The sequence below is a fragment of the Lentzea aerocolonigenes genome, from assembly GCF_000955955.1.
Lineage (GTDB): Bacteria > Actinomycetota > Actinomycetes > Mycobacteriales > Pseudonocardiaceae > Lentzea > Lentzea aerocolonigenes_A.
This window is the reverse complement of sequence record NZ_JYJG01000162.1, coordinates 26,601-45,169: the sequence shown is the minus strand read 5'-3', so window position 1 is coordinate 45,169 and position 18,569 is coordinate 26,601. Positions and strand designations below refer to the sequence as shown.

The 18,569-nt window shown below is 68.6% G+C and carries 16 protein-coding genes and 1 pseudogene; 14 read left to right on the top strand and 3 right to left on the bottom strand.

The annotated features are described in order from the left end of the window. Positions 1 to 82: 82 nt before the first annotated feature. Both UK23_RS23310 and UK23_RS54640 read right to left on the bottom strand, forming a co-directional pair. Positions 83 to 478, bottom strand: coding sequence for an SsgA family sporulation/cell division regulator (locus tag UK23_RS23310; RefSeq protein ID WP_045313732.1), 396 nt, complete (start codon positions 476 to 478; stop codon positions 83 to 85). Between the two features lie 85 nt (positions 479 to 563). Next, positions 564 to 692: a hypothetical protein gene (locus UK23_RS54640; RefSeq protein ID WP_269112299.1), complete on the bottom strand. Its 129-nt coding sequence runs from the start codon at positions 690 to 692 to the stop codon at positions 564 to 566. Positions 693 to 757: 65 nt separating this feature from the next. Between UK23_RS54640 and UK23_RS23305 the strand changes: the two genes are divergently transcribed. The 10 genes from UK23_RS23305 to UK23_RS23260 all read left to right on the top strand — a co-directional run bounded on the left by UK23_RS23305 (position 758) and on the right by UK23_RS23260 (position 13,241). Next, positions 758 to 1,702: a TIGR03885 family FMN-dependent LLM class oxidoreductase gene (locus tag UK23_RS23305; RefSeq protein ID WP_045313731.1), complete on the top strand. Its 945-nt coding sequence runs from the start codon at positions 758 to 760 to the stop codon at positions 1,700 to 1,702. Beyond that, a complete protein-coding gene (locus tag UK23_RS23300) occupies positions 1,699 to 3,201 on the top strand; it encodes an alpha-amylase family protein (RefSeq protein ID WP_045313730.1) in 1,503 nt (500 codons plus the stop codon). Before UK23_RS23305 ends, UK23_RS23300 begins: the two co-directional genes overlap by 4 nt. Positions 3,202 to 3,231: 30 nt before the next feature. Further along, entirely contained in the window at positions 3,232 to 7,188 is a 3,957-nt protein-coding gene (locus UK23_RS23295; protein ID WP_045313729.1) for a P-loop NTPase fold protein, read from the top strand. A gap of 70 nt (positions 7,189 to 7,258) precedes the next feature. Continuing rightward, positions 7,259 to 8,269, top strand: a complete 1,011-nt coding sequence (locus UK23_RS23290; protein ID WP_045313728.1) for a hypothetical protein — start codon at positions 7,259 to 7,261, stop codon at positions 8,267 to 8,269. After that, positions 8,262 to 9,809: an amidohydrolase gene (locus UK23_RS23285; RefSeq protein WP_045313738.1), complete on the top strand. Its 1,548-nt coding sequence runs from the start codon at positions 8,262 to 8,264 to the stop codon at positions 9,807 to 9,809. Before UK23_RS23290 ends, UK23_RS23285 begins: the two co-directional genes overlap by 8 nt. A gap of 3 nt (positions 9,810 to 9,812) precedes the next feature. After that, positions 9,813 to 11,381, top strand: coding sequence for a lysine 5,6-aminomutase subunit alpha (locus UK23_RS23280; RefSeq protein ID WP_045313727.1), 1,569 nt, complete (start codon positions 9,813 to 9,815; stop codon positions 11,379 to 11,381). Next, on the top strand, positions 11,378 to 12,121 hold the full coding sequence (locus UK23_RS23275; protein ID WP_045313726.1) for an OAM dimerization domain-containing protein: 744 nt from the start codon (positions 11,378 to 11,380) through the stop codon (positions 12,119 to 12,121). Before UK23_RS23280 ends, UK23_RS23275 begins: the two co-directional genes overlap by 4 nt. 26 nt (positions 12,122 to 12,147) lie before the next feature. Beyond that, positions 12,148 to 12,516: a hotdog fold domain-containing protein gene (locus tag UK23_RS23270; protein ID WP_231114630.1), complete on the top strand. Its 369-nt coding sequence runs from the start codon at positions 12,148 to 12,150 to the stop codon at positions 12,514 to 12,516. Between the two features lie 95 nt (positions 12,517 to 12,611). Next, positions 12,612 to 12,812, top strand: coding sequence for a hypothetical protein (locus tag UK23_RS23265; RefSeq protein ID WP_052684959.1), 201 nt, complete (start codon positions 12,612 to 12,614; stop codon positions 12,810 to 12,812). 75 nt (positions 12,813 to 12,887) lie between these two features. Further along, positions 12,888 to 13,241 carry a GntR family transcriptional regulator gene (locus UK23_RS23260; protein ID WP_045313724.1) on the top strand — a complete coding sequence of 118 codons (354 nt, stop codon included), beginning with the start codon at positions 12,888 to 12,890 and terminating at the stop codon, positions 13,239 to 13,241. A gap of 15 nt (positions 13,242 to 13,256) precedes the next feature. Here UK23_RS23260 and UK23_RS23255 read toward each other — a convergent pair whose 3' ends face one another. Beyond that, on the bottom strand, positions 13,257 to 13,661 hold the full coding sequence (locus UK23_RS23255; protein ID WP_156213323.1) for a DUF6228 family protein: 405 nt from the start codon (positions 13,659 to 13,661) through the stop codon (positions 13,257 to 13,259). A 119-nt stretch (positions 13,662 to 13,780) separates the two neighbouring features. Here UK23_RS23255 and UK23_RS55055 point away from each other — a divergent pair. The 4 genes and pseudogenes from UK23_RS55055 to UK23_RS23245 form a co-directional block, all read left to right on the top strand. Beyond that, positions 13,781 to 14,671 (top strand): annotated as a pseudogene (locus UK23_RS55055) (acyl-CoA dehydrogenase family protein); the annotation flags it as partial. A 70-nt stretch (positions 14,672 to 14,741) separates the two neighbouring features. Beyond that, complete coding sequence (locus UK23_RS55050) at positions 14,742 to 14,933, top strand: acyl-CoA dehydrogenase family protein (protein ID WP_419503898.1); 192 nt, start codon at positions 14,742 to 14,744, stop codon at positions 14,931 to 14,933. Then, complete coding sequence (locus UK23_RS55045; protein ID WP_045313736.1) at positions 14,930 to 16,957, top strand: acetate--CoA ligase family protein; 2,028 nt, start codon at positions 14,930 to 14,932, stop codon at positions 16,955 to 16,957. The genes UK23_RS55050 and UK23_RS55045 overlap by 4 nt, the downstream gene beginning before the upstream one ends. Positions 16,958 to 16,974: 17 nt before the next feature. Then, entirely contained in the window at positions 16,975 to 18,561 is a 1,587-nt protein-coding gene (locus tag UK23_RS23245; RefSeq protein ID WP_196777835.1) for a thiamine pyrophosphate-binding protein, read from the top strand. Positions 18,562 to 18,569 lie beyond the last annotated feature (8 nt).

Sequence of the window (18,569 nt, the reverse complement as noted above, 5' to 3'; positions counted from 1 at the left end):
GGCCGAGAACCAGCGCGAGCGCCCCGAACAGCGCCGCGAGCGCCCCGGAACGTCCCGGAACGTCGCGGAACGTCCCGGAACGTCAGGCGAGCAGATCTTTGAGCAGCAGCTCGAAGTCGAGGGCCTCACGCCCGGCCGGCACCACGGCGTAGGTCGAGTCCAGGAACCGGCCCAGCTCGTCCGCCGACAGGTGGAACACGGCGTGCGAGTCCTCGGTGAAGAGCTCGAGCACGAGCACGTCCCCGTGGTCCGGCCGCAGCCGCACGTCACCGATGCCCGCGGGCGACAGCAGCCCGTCCGACAGCAGCTCGCGCCCGCACACCCAGGTCGACTCCTGGTCCCTCGTCTGGAACCGCATGGTGACCGCGTGCGGATCGTCCGAGCGGTACTGGAGGTCGACGTTCATCGGCTCGACCGTGCCGTCCGGCCTGATGAACTCGACGACGGTGGCAGTGCCGATCCGGGTCTCGTTGAACATCGCCGTTCCTCCTCCGCGAGGGTGCTGCCATCCACACGGACGCTGTTCGGGATCGGTTCAACGGTTCCCCGAAAAAAAGTTCGGGCTACGTGCAGGGGCCGGCGCCGACGGACTGGTCCGAGCACCAGCCGGGGTTCTGAGCAGGCGCTTCCTGGGTTGCGAACGGGGTGAGAGCGAACGCGAGAGCCGCCAGTGCGGCGATGAGGATCTTCATGACTCGTGCACGCCCGAGCCGCGACAAAGGTTGCCTTGATCTCCGTGCGGGGTACCTGAAGTCGCATGACCGTTTACGGCATCCACGCGTCACATGAGCAGATCCACCCCACCGCCCTGCTCACGGCCGTGCAACGAGCCGAACAGGCCGGCTTCACAGCCGCGATGAGCTCCGACCACTTCTCCCCGTGGAGCTCCAGACAGGGCCACTCGGGGTTCGCCTGGTCCTGGCTCGGCGCCGCACTGCAGGCCACGAACCTCCCGTTCGGCGTGGTCACCGCCCCGGGCCAGCGCTACCACCCGGCCATCACGGCCCAGGCGATCGGCACCCTCGCCGCGATGTACCCAGGCCGGTTCTGGGCCGCCCTCGGCACCGGCGAGGCCAGCAACGAGCACATCACCGGCGACGGCTGGCCGCGCAAGGACCTCCGCAACGCCAGACTCCGGGAGTGCGTGGACGTCATCCGTGCGCTCCTCGACGGCGAGGAGGTCAGCCACGACGGCCTCATCCGCGTCGACCGCGCGAAACTCTGGACGCTGCCCGACGAGCCGCCACAGCTCATCGGTGCCGCCGTCAGCCCCGAGACCGCGCGTTGGTGCGCCGAGTGGGCCGACGGGTTGATCACGGTCAACGCCCCACCCGAGCGGCTGCGGGAACTGGCCGGCGCCTACCGGGACGCGGGCGGCCGCGGCAAGCTCCACCTGCAGGTGCACCTCAGCTGGGCGGAAGACGACGACACCGCGCTCAAGATCGCGCACGAGCAGTGGCGCACCAACGTGTTCAAACCACCGGTCTGCTGGGACCTGGAACTGGCCGAGCACTTCGACGTGGTCGCGGAGCACGTCACGCCGGAAGAGGTCGCACAGGTCGTCAACGTGTCGTCAGACCTCAAGTGGCACCTCGAGCAGCTGCACAACTACAGCGAGCTCGGATTCGAGGAGATCTACCTGCACCACGTCGGCCAGGACCTGATTCCGTTCATCGACGCATTCGTTGAGGTGACCCGATGATCCGCACGTCAGACGTCTGGTGGAAGAACGCCGTTCTCTACTGCCTCGACGTGGAGACCTTCTCCGACAACGGTTTCAAAGGCGCCACCGAACGCATCGACCACCTCCACGCACTAGGGGTCACGTGTGTGTGGCTGATGCCGTTCTATCCCACGCCCGAACGCGACGACGGCTACGACATCACGGATTTCTACGGCGTGGACCCGCGCCTCGGGTCATTGGGTGACTTCGTGGAGTTCGTTCGCGCGGCACGCGACCGGGGCATGCGCGTCATCGCGGACCTCGTCGTCAACCACACCTCGGACCAGCACCCGTGGTTCCACGACCCCGAGAAGCGCGACTGGTACGTCTGGGCCGACGAGCCCCAGACCGACGGCCCGCAGGGGATCACGTTCCCGGACAAGGAGAACAGCCTCTGGCAGTACTCCGAAGAGGTCGGCAAGTACTACCTGCACCGCTTCTACAAGCACCAGCCCGACCTGAACGTCTCGAACCCGGAGGTCCGCGACGAGATCGCCCGGATCATGGGCTTCTGGATGGAACTGGGCCTGAGCGGCTTCCGCGTCGACGCCGTCCCGTTCCTGCTGGAGCACAACGACCCCACGGACGCCCTCTCGCTGCCCGACCCGCACGACTACCTCACCGACCTGCGCGCGTTCCTCAACCGCCGCAACGGCGAGGGCGTGCTGCTGGGCGAGGTGAACCTGCCGTACAAGGACACGATGGCCTACTACGGCCAGGGCGTCGGCGACGAGCTGACGATGTGCTTCGACTTCGTGGGCATGCAGGCGATGTACCTGGCGTTGGCGCGGCAGTCGAGCGGACCGCTGGTCAAGGCGTTGCAGGAACGCCCGCAGCCGCCGCGCGACGGACACTGGGCGACGTTCGTCCGCAACCACGACGAACTGACCCTCGACAAACTGCCGGAGGACGAACGCCAGGAGGTCTTCGACGCGTTCGGCCCGGACCCGTCGATGCAGCTCTACGGCCGCGGTCTGCGCCGACGGCTGCCGGGCATGCTGAAGGACGACCAGCGCCGCATCCGCATGGTCTACAGCCTGCTGTTCACGCTGCCGGGCACGCCGGTGCTGTTCTACGGAGAAGAAATCGGTCTGAAGGAAGACCTGAAGCTGGAAGGCAGGCTGGCGGTGCGCGTGCCGATGGACTGGGAGGCCGCGAAGGAGCAACGCCACGACCCCGAGTCGTTGCTGACCTGGATGCGCCAGCTCATCCAGCTCTACCGGGAGTGCCCCGAACTCGCGTGGGGCGACTTCCAGGTCCTCGACGCGGGTGACCCGACCGTGTTCGCCCATCGCGCGGACTGCGACGGCGGCACCGTGATCGCCGCGCACAACCTCGCGAACAGGGAGATCACCGTGAGGATCCCGGCGGAAGGCGTGCTCACGGACCTGCTGACCGGCAAGCGGGTGAGGCCCGCGAAGAGCGGTGCCAAGGTCGATCTCGCGCCGTACGACTGCCGCTGGTTCCGCCTGCAGTAGCGAAAGGCGGTCGGCTGGCGACAAACGAGCATGCCGGTTCCCGATCAGCCGACCGCCGACGACAAGCTCGGCTTCGACCAGTTCGCGGTACCGCTGGCGACGAGGATCAGCGCAACCAACCGCGCGGGCACGCCCTGGACCATCGGCGTGTACGGCGAGTGGGGCAGCGGCAAGACCAGTTTCCTGATGATGGTCGACCAGGCGTTGCGGGCTCGCGGCATCAAGCCGATCTGGTTCAACGCCTGGAAGTACGTCCGCGAGGAGAACCTCTGGTCTGCCCTGATCGAGCGGATCATCACCGAATCGAAGCTGTCTGTGCCCTGGTACCGCCGTCCGTGGGCGCGCCTGCGGATCTGGTGGAAGTCGATCGACTTCAGGGCAGGTGCCTGGGAGGTCTGCCGCAAGACGTTCGTGCTGCTGTTCCGGGTAGCGTTACTCGCGGTGCTCATCCTGATGGCGATCAGCCTGGTGCCCGTGCCATCGAACCCCGTGGCGAACTCCCTCGCAGCGAACCCGATCTTCAGTTCACCCGTCGTCCGGGTTCTCGTCGCGTTGTTCGCGGGGCTGGGCGCCAAACCGGACGCGCTGCTCAAGCTCTTCGACATCAAGCTCGGCGCGGACCTCTCGAAGTTCCGCCGCAGCCAGGCCCACCGCGAACAGAGCGCGCTGCTCGACGACTTCAACCGGGAGTTCCGCGGCGTGCTGGACGTGGTGCACGCGTCGAAGCCGTTGGTGGTCATCATCGACGATCTCGACAGGTGCCTGCCGGAGCAGACGCTGCAGATCGTCGAGACCGTGAAGCTCGTGCTGGACGAACCCGGCTGCGTCTTCCTGCTCGCGGTCGACCGGGAGATCATCGAGCACGCGATCGCGGTGAAGTACAAGGACCTGCACGCAGGTGGACGCGAGCTGGGGGAGACCTATTTCGAGAAGGTCGTGCAGCTGCCGTACTCGCTGCCGCCTGCCGCCGAGACACGGGTGGAGGACTTCATCCGGTCGCTGTCGGACGACGTCGACGTGCACGACTGCGTGCCTGTCCTGCGCGGTAGCCCGCCCTACAACCCGCGCCGGATCAAGCGCAGCGTCCAGGCCTTTAGCCTGCTCAAGGAGTTCGCTGACGGCGTGGTGCCGCCCGTGCTCGCGAAACTCGTCGTGATCCAGGCGCAGTACCGGCAGGTGTACCGGGCAGTGGTGGACGACCACACGTTGCTCGCACGGCTGGAAGAGGCCTACCGCACACCCGCAGTGCTGGAACGGGACGAGCCGGACCTGGTGCTGGTGGAACAGGTGAAGCGGTTCTCCGAGCTGTACCCGGCGCTCAGGTCGTTGCTGTCGCTGAAGATCTCGGAGCGGGACACTTTCGTGGGCGTCGACATGGAACGCTACGTGTCGTTCGTGAAGGCCGTGTCCACGGTGGACTCGACCGCGACGGTCGCCGCTGCTTCGCGCACGGACCTGCTGCTCAGCTACGCGGCGGAGGACACAAGGTGGGGCGAGTGGGTGGCCTCCCAGCTGACTGGGCTCGGAGCGGGGGTGTCCGTGGCCGATCCGGACATCGGCGGGTTCGAGGCCCACAGCCGGATGATCCTGCTCGTGTCGCCCGCCGCTCTCACCGACGAACGCACACAGCGGTCGCTGGCGGCGGCGATCGCGGCGCGCCTCGTGGTCGTCTTCGTGATGGTGCAACGGACCGAGCTTCCGGCGTCGCTCGCCGATCAGCCGATGACCAGCCTGCTCGACCTGGACCAGGCGACGGCACGGGCCCGCCTCGCCCGCCGGCTCGACCTCCCGTTGACAGAGGTCAAGACCGCGGGCGCGTTTCCCGGCACCGGCTCGGCGATCGACAACGTTCCGGTGGCACGACTCGTCGAGGTGCCCCGTCCGGCTCTTCAGCGCCAGATCGAGAAGTGCTTCGCCACGGCAGCGGTGGGCAGGCCGACGATCTGTGCTCTGGTCGGCATCAGCGGTGGCGGCAAGACGACCCTCGCGCGCACCTACGCCGAGGCACACACCAGCGCGTACGAGGTGATCTGGATCCTCCGTGCGGACACCTTGGACGAAGACGTCGCGAGGCTGGCCAGGGCGTTGCAGGTGGCGCCGGAGCAGGCGATCCAGAGCCTCACCGCGCGCGGACGGTGGCTGCTCGTCTTCGACGGCGCCGGCAGCCCGCACACCTTGCTCGATCGGCTTCCTGGCGTTGGCGGAGGCGATGTGCTGATCACCTCGACCGATCCGGACTGGGCCGAGTACGGCACGGTGATCGAGGTGCCGGCGATGTTCGGCGACGACTCGCTCTCGCTGCTCGGGCCGGGAGATCTCGACGTCCTCCGCGACATCGCGAGGAAGCTCGGCCACCTCCCGCTCGCGCTGTCTCTCGCCGGTGCGTACATGCGCCAGACCGGGGCGTCCGCAGTCGCGTACCGAACGCTGCTCGAGGAGCGCGGAACGTCCCTTCATCCGGAGCTCAGGAACGTTCTCGGCCCGGTCGACTCCTTCGACCGAGTCACGTCCGATCTGCTGAAGGTGCTGGCGATGACCGCGTTCCCGCTCGACCGGGAGGTGGTGCTGGGGATCCTGGACGTGGACGCGCACAGCTTCGACAACGCGGTTCGCGCTCTGCACCGGGTGTCGCTGCTGTCCTCAGCGGGTCGCTGGCTCGCGGTCCATCTGGTCGTGCGAGCGCTCGTCCGGGATCTGATCCACGACAGCTTCGGCCCCGATCTGATCGATCGCACCCTGACCGCACTCCGCATGAACCCACCTGATGGCGGCGACGGTGTCCTGCCTCTGGTCGAGTTCACCACGAACGTGAAGCTCGTGGTGCGGGTCGCCGAGCGACACGACGTCGCCTTGCGGCTCTGCGCGGATCTGCTCGTTGAAACCGGGAGGCGGTGGCTCGAACGGGGCAGCGACGAACGGGACCTGGCCGAGTACGCGCTGCGGTTGCAACCGGACCACAGCGGCGCCATCAGTCTGCTGGCCGCCGTGCAACAGCGTCAGCCCGCGGAAACGGTGCTCATTTCGCTCGGCGCGGACGTGGACGGCGACCAGACGGTCGCCAAGGTGTTCTGCGTGTTGCAGGAAGGCCGCTCGGAGATGGCTGCTCCGGGAGTCGTCCACCGGTATGCCGTCTACTCACGGCGCTTCGCGCATGTGGACTGCGCGCAACACGAGGAGCGTCTGCGTTACCTCGTCTCGGGGGCCTGGCGGCCTGACTGCGCGCTGATGATCGTCGGCGCGGACGACGGTGTGACCGACCAGGGCGAGGAACAGCTGCTGGTGGCCGCCAAGGTCGGGGTGCGCGCGGTCGTATTCGCCGTCGTCGGACCCGGTCAGGACGACCTGCTCCTCGCGGACCTGGAAGAACTGGCGGCCGAGCTCGCGTTCGAGCACTCGGCTGTGGTCCGGCTCACGAGTCTGGACGACGTGCGCGGGCTGGTGCCGGTGCTGGACCACGACGTACCGGCCGTTCGCGACCGGCCGTTCTTGATGCCGGTTGCCAGGACCGACGTCGCTGCGGGTGAACCGCCGGAGTTCACCGGGCGGATCGTGCGAGGCCAGGTGAGTGTGGACGACGTCGTTGAGCTGAGAGGTCAGGGCGCCGGCGCCACCACGGTCGGGGTTTCCGCGATCAAGTTGGCCGATGAGCTGGTGACCACCGCGTTCGCGGGCGACCTGGTGCGCGTGGTGCTTCCCGCACCCAACTGGCACGAGTTCAAGCCCGTCCAGGTGGTGGCGGCGCCGGGCACGACGCGGATGTGCCAGGAGATCCAGGCGTTCCTGATGCTGCCGTTGCCTCCGGCGGACACCCAGCTGGTCCTGCGCGGGGTGCGCGTGGACGCGAAGCTTGTGGATCTCGGCTCCGCGGATGTGCCGGAAGGTGCCGCCCTGGTCGCGTTGTCGCTGAACGTCCCCGTGGTGCTGGAGGTCGGCGACCGGTTCGGCACCGATCGCGGTTCCGGTGTGGTCACACGACTTGTCAAGTGAAGCTTGCGGATTCTTTACGGTTCACGTGAAGATATCTTCGAGACAGCGTCGTCGACCGAAGGATTTTCAGGTGAGCGCGTACGGACTGCACCGCGTCCTCGAGCCCGCGGGTGTGCTGCCGCAGCAGGCGTGGCGGCTGGACGCGGAACCCGTCCCCGCGGCCGACGAGGTGATCGTCGCGGTCGAGCGGCTCAACCTGGACGCTGCGTCGTTCCGGCAGCTCAGGGAGCAGCACGGCAGCGGTGACGCGGTTCGGCAGGCCGTGCTCGACATCGTTTCCGAGCGCGGCAAGATGCAGAACCCGGTCACCGGCTCTGGCGGCATGCTGCTCGGCACGGTCCTCGAAGTCGGCCCGGAGTCACCGCTCGGCCTCAAGGCGGGCGACCGGATCGCGACGCTGGTCAGCCTCACGCTGACGCCGCTGAAGATCAACGACGGCCTGCAGGACTGGGACGGCGAGGACGAGCAGGTGCCGTGCCGGGGCACCGCGGTGTTGTTCGGACGGTCCATCGCGGCCGTGCTCCCGGAGGACATGCCCAACGAGCTGGCGCTGTCCGTGCTGGACGTGTGCGGGGCGCCGGCGTTGACCGATCGAGTGGTCCGCCAGCACCCCGGCGGGTCCGTGCTGGTGCTCGGCGGTGGTGGCAAGTCCGGTTCGCTCTCTCTCGCGGCCGCACGTCAGGCCGGTGCGACGCGTCTTGTCGCACTCGTCCCCACCGAAAAGGAAGCCGAGCAGGTCCGCAAGGCAGGCCTCGCTGACGAGGTCGTCATCGCGGACGCACGCAACCCCGTCGCCGTGGCCGAAGCGGTCGGCAAGCAGGTTGATGTCACGGTCGTGTGTGTGGACGTGCCGGGGTGCGAGCACGGCGCCATCCTCGCTACCGGCGACGGCGGCACCGTGATCTTCTTCTCCATGGCCACCTCGTTCAGCGCGGCGGCTCTCGGCGCCGAAGGTCTCGCCGCCGACGTGGAGATGCTGGTCGGCAACGGGTATGTGCCTGGTCACGCCGCGTTCGCGTTGGACCTGGTCCGGACCCAGCCGGGTGTGCGCGCGTTGTTCGAGCAACGGCAGACTGCGTGACGTGAGTACGCAACTTTTGGTCGGCGGACGCATCTACGCACCGGATGCGACGGCCATGGCCGTCACGGACGGCGTCATCGTGTGGATCGGCCAGGACTCGGTGGGCCGCGCGCTGCACCCCGACGCCGAGGTCATCGAGCTGCACGGTGCCTTCGTCGCGCCCGCGTTCGTCGACGCCCACGTGCACGCCACGTCCGCCGGACTGCTGCTGACCGGCCTCGACCTGACCCGCACGACCTCCATCGCGGAAATCCTCCAACTCGTTCGCGACGCCGAGGGCCCGATGGTGTGGGGGCATGGGTGGGACGAGACGCGATGGCAGGAGAACCGGCCGCCGACGCGTGCGGAGATCGACGACGCCGCGCAGGGCAAGACGGTCTACCTGTCGCGCATCGACGTGCACTCGGCGCTCGTGTCGTCGAACCTGATCACCGACGACGCGCGCACGGCCGACGGCTTCTCGGACGACGGCCCACTCTCTCGCGCCGCCCATCACGTCGTGCGTCGCGTGGCGCGCGATGCGATCACGTCCGAGCAACGCCAGGCCGCGCAGCTCACGTTCCTCCGCCACGCTGCTTCGATGGGCATCGCATCAGTCCACGAATGCGCGGGCCCGGACATCTCCGGCGAGGACGACCTGCGCGAACTGCTCCAGCACACCGAAGGCCCCGAGGTCGTCGCCTACTGGGGTTCGCACGAGAAGCCGTCAGTCGAGGTCCGAGGCCTCGCCGGCGACCACTTCGTCGACGGCGCGCTCGGCTCCCGCACGGCCGCTCTCACCGAGCCCTACGCCGACGCCTCGACCTCAGGCGCGCTGTACCTGACCGGCCAGCAGATCGCGGACCACCTGATCAAGTGCACCGAAGAGGGCATCCAGGCGGGGTTCCACGTCATCGGCGACGCGGGCATGGCCGCCGTGATCGAGGGCTTCGAGATCGCGGAGAAGGCCCTCGGCACGCCCGAGCTGGCTTCCGCACGCCACCGCCTCGAGCACGTCGAGATGGTCTCGTCGGAGCAGGCCCAGAAACTGGCCGGGTGGGGCGTCATCGCCTCGGTTCAGCCGCTTTTCGACGCCGAGTGGGGCGGGCCGGCAGGAATGTACGTTCAGCGCCTCGGGGCTGAGCGCGGAGTGGGGCTGAATCCCTATTCACGTCTTGCGGCGGCGGGCGTCGTGCTGGCGTTCGGCTCGGACACCCCGGTGACCGCCATCGACCCGTGGGCCGCCGTGCGCGCCGCCGTGCACCACAAGACCGATGGCCACGGAATCTCGCCGCGCGCTGCTTTCACCGCCCACACGCGCGGTGGCTGGCGTGCGGCGGGCGTGGACGACGGCCTGACCGGCACGTTGCAGCCCGGCGCTCCCGCGACCTACGCGGTGTGGGAGACGGGCGACCTCGTGGTGGCGGCCAGTGACTCGCGAGTCCAGCGCTGGTCGACCGACCCGCGTTCTGGTGTTCCCGGGCTGCCCGACCTGACCGGTCCGGCGCCCGTCTGCGTGCGAACCGTCCTGAACGGCCGGACAATTCACGAGAGGAAGTGACTCATGGCGTTGCTCGACCTCGACCCCAAGGTCGTCGCCACCGCGCGCGGACTCGCGGCGCGGGCGGCGGAACCGGTGGTGTCCATCGCGAAGGCGCACACCACCGTCGCCGTCGAGCGCGCCACGCTTCGCCTGGCCGGCATCACCGGCGCGGACTCCACCCACCGCGCCGGTGACGTGCCGTGGGTCAACCGCGTGATCGACACGGTCCGCGAGCAGTGCGGGCTGGAGCACGGCGTGGTGCTCCCGGCTTTCCAGGCCCTGAAAGAACACAACCTCGGCAGCCTCACCGAGCTCGCGGAAGCCACCGCGGCGGGCCAGATCCAGTTCAAGATCCCCACTGGCAAGGAGCTGACGGCCGCCAGGAAGGCTGCCACCTCCGCCGTCGCCAAGGGCCTCAAGACGGTCGACCGCAACCGGGTCCAGCGCGACAAGCTCGTCGCCAAGTGGGGAGATCCGGCGCAGCGGCCGTGGATCTACCTGATCGTCGCGACCGGCGACATCGACGAAGACGTCGTGCAGGCCCAGAACGCGGCCCGGGCAGGCGCTGACATCATCGCGGTGATCCGCTCGACCGGCCAAAGCCTGCTCGACTACGTTCCGGAAGGCGCCACGCACCACGGGTTCGCGGGCACGTACGCCACCCAGGAGAACTTCCGCATCATGCGGGCCGCGCTCGACGACGTGTCGAAGGAGGTCGGCCGGTACGTGCGGCTGACCAACTACGCGTCCGGCCTGTGCATGCCGGAAATCGCTGTGCTGGCCGGCCTTCAGCGGCTCGACATGATGCTGAACGACTCGATGTACGGGATTCTGTTCCGCGACATCAACCCGATCCGCACGTTCGTCGACCAGCGCTTCTCCCGCCAGGTCCACGCCCGCGCGGGAATCATCATCAACACCGGCGAGGACAACTACCTCACCACCGCGGACGCCGTCGACGCCGCGCACACCGTCACGGTCAGCCAGCTCCTGAACGAGCACTTCGCCCACGAGGCGGGACTGCCCGACCACCTGCTGGGCCTCGGTCACGCCTTCGAGATCAACCCGAGGGTGCCCGACTCGTTCCGGCTCGAACTCGCCCACGCGCTGCTGGCCCGCGAACTCTTCCCGGACGCACCGCTGAAGTGGATGCCGCCCACCAAGCACATGACGGGCGACGTCTTCAACGGCTACCTGCTGGACGGGTTCTTCAACCTCGCAGGCGTCCTGACAGGACAGTCCATTCTGCTCGTCGGCATGATGACGGAAGCCGTCGTGACGCCGTTCCTGTCCGACCGCGACCTCGCGCTCCAGAACGTCCGGTACGTGCTGAACGCGGCCGGCAGCCTCGCCGAGGACTTCCGGCCGGCCCCGGACGGCTTGATCGTCAAGCGCGCCCACCAGGTTCTGGGCGAGGCAGTGGATCTGCTGGAGCGCATCGTGGACGACGGCCTGCTGAACGCGATCGCGGACGGCACGTTCGGCCTCATGAAGCGCCCAGCGGACAAGGGCAAGGGCGCGGACGGCGTCATCGAGAAGGCAGAGGCGTACTTCAACCCGGCGAGCGACATGCTGGAGGCCCAAGCATGAGCAGGTATGTGAGGCCGTACGGCGACACCACCGGCGACGGCATGGTCCAGACGTCGTTCACGCTGCCGATTCCCTTCGGCCCCAAGGCGGACGGCGCGGCGCAGCAGCTCGCGAACAAGATGGGCATGGACCCCGCCATGGTGGTCCACTCGCACCCGATCGGCGACGACTTCACGTTCTTCGTCGTCTACGGCTCGGTCAAGCACATCGTGGACATGGACGACGTCAAGGTCGTCGAGCGCGAGTACCCGCTGCTGACCCCGTCCGAGGTCAACACCACGCTGAAGAAGGTGTTGCGGCGCAAGCTGGTCGTCGTCGGCGGCTGCATCGGCACCGACGCGCACACCGTGGGCATCGACGCGATCCTCAACATCAAGGGCTTCGCGGGCGAGAAGGGCCTGGAGTACTACCGCGAGCTGAAGGTCGTGAACCTCGGCGCGCAGGTGAGCGTCCCGGAACTGGTGCGCAGCGCCCGTGCGGAGAAGGCCGACGCGGTGCTGATCTCGCAGGTCGTCACGCAACGGGACGCGCACATCCTGAACACGCAGGAGATGTCCGCGGCGTTCCGCGAGGCGATGGGGGACAAGCGGCCGCTGCTCGTCGCGGGCGGACCGCGGTTCGATCCCCTGATGGCAGGGGAACTAGGGGTGGACAGGGTCTTCTCACGCGGCACCACGCCGGGTGAGGTCGCGAGCTACCTGGTGCACGCGATGCAGGAGAAGAAGGGGGTCGCCGCGTGAGCGGGGCTTTGGTCGAAGGTTTTCAGGTGACGCACCGCCGTTACGTGCCGCACTCGCACGCGCACTACGGCGGCAACCTGGTCGACGGTGCCTACGGGCTCGGCATGTTCGGTGACGTCGCCACCGAGCTGCTGATCCACACGGACTCGGACGAGGGGCTGTTCGCGGGGTACAGCTCGGTCGAGTTCGCGGCACCCATCCAGGCCGGCGACGTCGTCGAGGCCACGGCGACGTTGGTGCGCATCGGAAAGCGCTCGCGTGAGATCGAGTTCGAGGCGCGCGTGGTGTGCCGGTCGGCGCCCGAACGCGGACCTTCCGCGGCCGACGTGCTGGCTGCGCCGATCGTCGTAACCCGTGCTCGTGGCACGGTCGTCGCTCCGAAATCCGCAGAATAGGTTCGAACCGGCAGGCGTCCTGCTTCCGGATCCCCGGCCGTGGGAAGGGAGCAGGACAATGCCAACCAGACGAACAGCAGTCCGACATCTCGTGCATGAAGCATCAGGAGCAGCAGCCGGGGGAGGAGTACTTCGACGAAGGTAAATGGGACACCGTCGTCTCGTTATCCATCCTCCGCTACTACACCACGAACGGCACAAAGGCCTACTGCGACGGCAAAGCAGCGTCAGCGGCTGACCAGGGCTGGCGCAAGCTCTACGTGCGGATGGGTGCGGACCAGACCAATCTTCGGTGAATTGACCGCAACCTCAGCCGCGTTCCTCCGTTGGTCAATACAGAGGTAGTTACATGCGGGGAGGGGCGGGGCGCAGTGAAGATCGACCACCACGGGGACACACCTCCGTACGAGCAGGTGCGGGTGCACTACGCCCACGCCATCTCGAACCGGGAACTGCCGGTGGGCGCCAAACTGCCTACGGTGCGCGCATTGGCGAAAGACCTGGGTCTGGCGGTCAACACGGTGGCCCGCGCCTACCGCGAGCTGGAGGAGGCCGGCCTCGTCGAAACCCGAGGCCGCGCGGGCACCGTGGTGAGCGCGAACGGCGACAACAACCGCGAGCGCATCCGTGCGGCGGCGGCCCAGTACGCGTCGATGTCGGCGGAACTGGGCCTCACGCCGCACGAGGCCCTCGACATCGTGCGGGCGGCCTTGTCGCGGTTCTGAGCTACCGCAGGACCATCACCGCGCGTCGAACAGCTCGCGCGCATCGGCGGCCAGCCGCGCCATGTCCTCACCGGCGTGCAGCCACGTCGTGACTGCCGCTGTCCAGGCGTGGCTCACGGTGTCCGCGAGTGTCCACTGCAGCTCGACACGTCCGCGCGAGTGAAAGCGTGCCGTCACGGCGAACTCCTCGTCGTACGACCGCCACGCCCGCCGGTCGTCCCAGCCCAGGAAGTCCGCCGCGAGCTGTTCGAGGAACCGCGCGAACCCGTCGTGGTCCAGCAGTTCGACGCCGCGCCGGGCTTCGAGGCCGTTCGCGCGGAGCTCCACCGACATCGTCGTGATGTCCTGGTCGAAGGCCACGCAGTCGCTCAGCCGGACCTGGGCACCGGTCGTTTCGACGCAGGTGATCACTACTTCCACGGCGCCCAAAATACGCCCCCGGGATCACCCGTTCGCGCACCTCCTGATGCGTCTTGACACAACTAGGCTGCCCCGTGGATCGTGAATAACTGATTCGTCAGTCAATTTAGGAGTGCGAGATGGGGCGGACCGTCAGGGACGGCCTGCGGCTCACGGCCGAACAGGAGCAGTTCGTCGAGCTGGCCCGCGAGTTCGCCGCCAGGGAGATCCGTCCGCGGGGGCGTGCCGTCGACGAGGCCGACACCGAGTCGCCGCTCGACGTGTGGGAGAAGGCGTCCCGGCTCGGGCTGACCAGCTTCATGATCCCGGAGAAGTTCGGCGGCGGTGGCGTCACCGACCTGCTCACCCAGGTGCTCGTCCAGCAGGAGTTGTGCCACGGCGACATCGGCATCGGCAACCTGATCACGTCCAACGGCTTCTTCAGCGCGCCGATCGAGCACCTCGGCACGCCTGAGCAGCAGGAACGTTTCCTCAGTCCACTGGGGACGCAAGCACCGCCGCTCACCGCCGTCGCCGTCACCGAGCCCGGCAGCGGGTCGGACGCGGCGGGCATCCAGACGTCGGCGCGACGCGAAGGCTCCGAGTACGTCCTCAACGGACAGAAGACCTGGATCTCCAACGCGCCGTACGCCTCGACGTTCGTGATCTTCGCGACCGTGGACCCGTCGAAGCGGTCTCGTGGGGTGACCGCGTTCGTCGTGCCCCGGGAGACGGCCGGGCTCACGGTCGGACCGCCGTTCCAGAAGATGGGCCAGCGCGCGATCGTCAACGCCGAGGTGTTCCTCGACGACGTGCGGGTGCCGGTCGAGAACCGGCTCGGCGACGAGGGCCAGGGGTTCGCCGGGCTGATGCGCACGTTCGACGCGTCGCGCATCCTCATCGGCGCTGCCACCACCGGTCTGGCGCGCGCCGCTCTCGACTTCGCTGCTGACTACGCGCGCGAACGGCAGCAGTTCGGCGTGCCGATCATCCAGCACCAGGCGGTGGCGTTCCGGCTCGCGGACATGGCCACCCGCGTCGACACCCGTGCGCGCGGCCGCGTTGTACGACGAGGGGCACGCGGTGGCGCAGGAGTCCGCGATGGCCAAGCTCGTCGGCTCCGAGAACGCCATGTGGTGCACGCACGCCGCGGTGCAGACCCTGGGCGGCTACGGCTACTCGCGCGAGTACCCGGTCGAGCGGTGGATGCGCGACGCCAAGCTCGAGGAGATCGAGGAAGGCACCTCGGACATCCAGCGCCTCGTCATCTCCCGCGGCCTCGGTGCGAGATGATCTTCTCCGACCCCGCGTCCGTCGCGGTCGTAGGTGCCAGCGACGACCCCGCCAAGTGGGGCCACTGGCTCGCGCGCGGTGCGTTGGCCGGCCTTGACCGGCGGGCCGTGCACCTCGTGAACCGCAGTGGTGGCTCGGTTCTCTCACATCCGACGGTCCGGTCCTTGTCGGAACTGCCTGAGGCGCCCGAGCTGGTGGTCTTGGCCGTGCCTGCCGCTGTTGTGCCCGCGGTGGTGGACGAGGCTCTGGCCGTTGGTGTGCGCGGGTTCGTCGGCATCACCTCGGGCATCGACGAAGGGGTGATCGGCCGGATTCGCGAGGCCGGGGCGCGTCTGCTCGGGCCGAACTGCCTGGGGGTGTTCGACGCGGCGACGTCGTTGCACCTCGCGTGGGGGCAGTTCCAGCCCGGCTCGTTGGGCGTGGTGTCGCAGAGCGGGCAGGTCGGGCTGGAGATCGCAGGGCTCGCGGCGGCGTCGGGCATCGGGGTGTCGCGGTTCGTGTCGGTCGGCAACCAGGCTGACGTGACGGCGACGGAAGCGTTGCTGGAACTGGTTTCCCACGACATGACCGCGGTCGTCGGGGTGTACCTGGAGAGCTTCGGGCCGGGGACCATCGCGGCGATGTCGTCCTTGCGAGCGGCCGGGAAACCGGTGGTGTTGCTGACCGTCGGATCGTCCGCCGCTGCCCAGGAAGCCGCCCTGTCACACACCGGAGCGTTGACGTCCTCTTCGGACGTTGTGGACGCGGCCTGTCGCCGTGCTGGTGCGGTGCGGGTTTCGACGCCTGCCGCACTGGTGGACCTCGCCGCTGTTGTGAAGTCCGGGATTCCGCGCGGGCGCCGGGCCGGGATCATCTCCGACTCGGGCGGCCAGGGGGCGATCGCGGCGGATCTCGCGGTGGCCGCTGGACTTTCGGTGCCGGGGTTGTCCTCCGGGCGGAACCCGATCGACCTCGCCGGCGCGGGGGAGCAGGACATGGCGAACTACACCCGCGCGGTCTCGGCTCTGGTGCACGGGGGCGAGGTCGACACCATCGTGTTGTCCGGGTACTTCGGCAGCTATGGAGCGGACACGCCGTCGCTGGAGTCCGCCGAGGTGTCGGTCGCGGCCTCGATCTGTGCTCTGGCAAGGGAAACAGGCGTCTTGGTGACCGTGCACAGCATGTGCGCGGACTCCGCTGCGGTGCGGGCGTTGCGGGCGGGTGGCGTGCCCGTGCAGCACACGATCGAGCGAGCTGTGGCTGCGCTGGGCGACGCTGCCCGGTTCGGCGCGCTCTCTCGCCCGCTCGTCGGCCCCGCGAGCGGCCCGGAATTGTCGGTGCTGCCTGGGAGAATTGAATCAGGGGACCCCTTCGGAGGGGACCCCTGCGCGAGCCTGCCGTACCAGCCGGGCTATCTCGCCGCCCGCGAGCTGCTGAGCTTCGTCAGATTCCCCGAGGCGCACGCGGTCACCAGCCTGGCCGACGTCGAGGCCACCACCCTGCGCGGGCCGTACGCGCTCAAGGCCGACTGGCTGGCCCACAAGAGCGAGCACGGCGGCGTGAAGATCAACCTCGCCGACCCGGCCGCGGCGTTCGAGGAGATGGAGTCGAGGCTCGGCCCCGGCACCTACGTCCTCGAGGAGATGGACACGCGCGAGCACGCGGTCGAGCTGATCATCGGCGCGAAACGCGATCACTCGTTCGGCCCAGTGATTCTCGTGGGGGCGGGCGGCATCCACGCAGAGTTGTTCAAGGACACCGCGATCGAGCTCGCGCCCGTGACTCCCGCCACAGCGCGGGACATGCTGGCACGCCTCATGACCGCCCCGCTCCTGTCCGGCCGGCGTGGCGCACCACCCGTGGACGTGGCAGCGTTGGCCCAGGTGATCGCCCAGATCTCCGAGACGCTCGTGGCCAGACCGGACCTGGCGGAGATCGAGCTGAACCCCGTGCGCGTGGGCCCTGACGGCGTGCTGGCCGTCGACGCGCTGATCATCCCTTCGGGGGACACGTTGAACGACACGAGCGGACGCCGCGTGGCATGAGCATGACCGTTCCTCGCATGAGCGGGGGTGACGCCCTGGTGCGCGCACTCGTCGCGCACGGCACCGAGCTGGTGTTCGGCATCCCCGGCACCCACAACCTCGGCATCTACCGCGCCCTGGCCGAGCACGACGTCAAGCACGTCACGCCGCGCCACGAGCAGGGCGCCGGTTTCGCCGCCGACGGCTACGCCCGCGTCACCGGCAGACCCGGCGTCTGCCTCACCACGAGCGGCCCGGCGGTGCTCAACGCCATGACGGCGGTGACCCAGGCGTACTCCGACTCCGTGCCGGTCCTGCTCATCTCGCCGGGCATGCCGCTGCGGCACCCCGGCCGCGGCAACGGCACCCTCCACGAGGCCCGCCACCTGAGTGCCGCGCTCGAAGCCGTCATCGGCTACTCGAACCGCGTCCACAGCGTCGCCGAAATCCCCCTCGCGGTCGCACAAGCCTTCGCGCACATGACATCCGGCCGCCCCCGCCCGGCCCACCTGGAGATCCCGCTCGACCTCGTCGACGCCCTCGAGAAGGTCAACGAGGTGGCCCCGGTCATCGTCGCCCACCCACCGGCCGACGCCGTCACCATCGCCGCCGCGGCAGGCCGTCTCAACGCGGCCACCCACCCCGGCCTGATCATCGGCGGCGGCGCGAAGGGCGCGGCCGAGGAGATCACCGCCCTCGCCGAACGCCTCGGCGCCCCGGTCGTCGCCACCGCCAACGGCAAAGGCACCTTCTCCGAACGCCACCAGCTCTCCATCGGCGCGGGCCTGCACCACAAGGCGGTGGCCGAGTTCGTCGCCGAATGCGACGTCGTCCTCGCCATCGGCACCGAACTGGCCTCCACCGACCTCTGGAACGGCCCGCTGAAGTTCTCCGGCGACCTGATCCGCATCGACGTCGACCCAGCGCAGATGATCACCAACGCCCTCCCGGACTACCGCCTCGTCGGCGACGCCCAGGCCACCGTCACCGCCCTCAACCAACGCCTCGGCAAGACCAAACCCAACGAGGAAGCGGTGAAACGCGCCGAACGCTGGCAGAGGCTCTTCCGCAAACACGCCAGAACCCAAGGCGCTCCATGGCTTCCACTGATCGAAGCAATGCAGGAAGTCCTGTCCCCAGGCGCCATCGTCGCCGCCGACAGCGCAATGGCCTGCTACTACGGCACTTTGTCCAACCTGCCCCTCGAAGCCCCGGCCAGTTTCCTGTACCCGACGGGCTTCGGCACCCTCGGCTACGGCCTCCCGGCGGCCATCGGCGCCAAGATGGGCGCCCCGGACCGTCAGGTCATAGCCCTGCACGGCGACGGCGGCGTGATGTTCACCCTCCCCGAACTCGCCACCGCGGCCCAGGAACGCCTGCCCCTGCCCGTGATCATCGCCGACAACGGCGGCTACGGCGAGATCCGCAGAGAGATGGCCGACCGCAGCGAACCCGTCCACGGCGTCACCCTCCCGGGCATCGACTTCGCCAAGGTCGCCAAGGGCCTCAACTGCCACGGCCTGACCGTGGACGACGAGGACAAGTTCGCCACAGCCCTGCGCAAGGCCTTCACCGCCGACCGCCCCACCGTGATCCACGTGGTAGGTGCCCTGGCAGGCGCGTGAAGTCCTTG

Coding starts and splice junctions, on each gene's coding strand:
- UK23_RS23310 (WP_045313732.1), bottom strand. CDS start 478: ATGTTCAACGAGACCCGGATCGGCACTGCCACCGTCGTCGAGTTCATC.
- UK23_RS54640 (WP_269112299.1), bottom strand. CDS start 692: ATGAAGATCCTCATCGCCGCACTGGCGGCTCTCGCGTTCGCTCTCACC.
- UK23_RS23305 (WP_045313731.1), top strand. CDS start 758: ATGACCGTTTACGGCATCCACGCGTCACATGAGCAGATCCACCCCACC.
- UK23_RS23300 (WP_045313730.1), top strand. CDS start 1,699: ATGATCCGCACGTCAGACGTCTGGTGGAAGAACGCCGTTCTCTACTGC.
- UK23_RS23295 (WP_045313729.1), top strand. CDS start 3,232: ATGCCGGTTCCCGATCAGCCGACCGCCGACGACAAGCTCGGCTTCGAC.
- UK23_RS23280 (WP_045313727.1), top strand. CDS start 9,813: ATGGCGTTGCTCGACCTCGACCCCAAGGTCGTCGCCACCGCGCGCGGA.
- UK23_RS23275 (WP_045313726.1), top strand. CDS start 11,378: ATGAGCAGGTATGTGAGGCCGTACGGCGACACCACCGGCGACGGCATG.
- UK23_RS23265 (WP_052684959.1), top strand. CDS start 12,612: ATGAAGCATCAGGAGCAGCAGCCGGGGGAGGAGTACTTCGACGAAGGT.
- UK23_RS55050 (WP_419503898.1), top strand. CDS start 14,742: ATGGCCAAGCTCGTCGGCTCCGAGAACGCCATGTGGTGCACGCACGCC.
- UK23_RS55045 (WP_045313736.1), top strand. CDS start 14,930: ATGATCTTCTCCGACCCCGCGTCCGTCGCGGTCGTAGGTGCCAGCGAC.
- UK23_RS23245 (WP_196777835.1), top strand. CDS start 16,975: ATGAGCGGGGGTGACGCCCTGGTGCGCGCACTCGTCGCGCACGGCACC.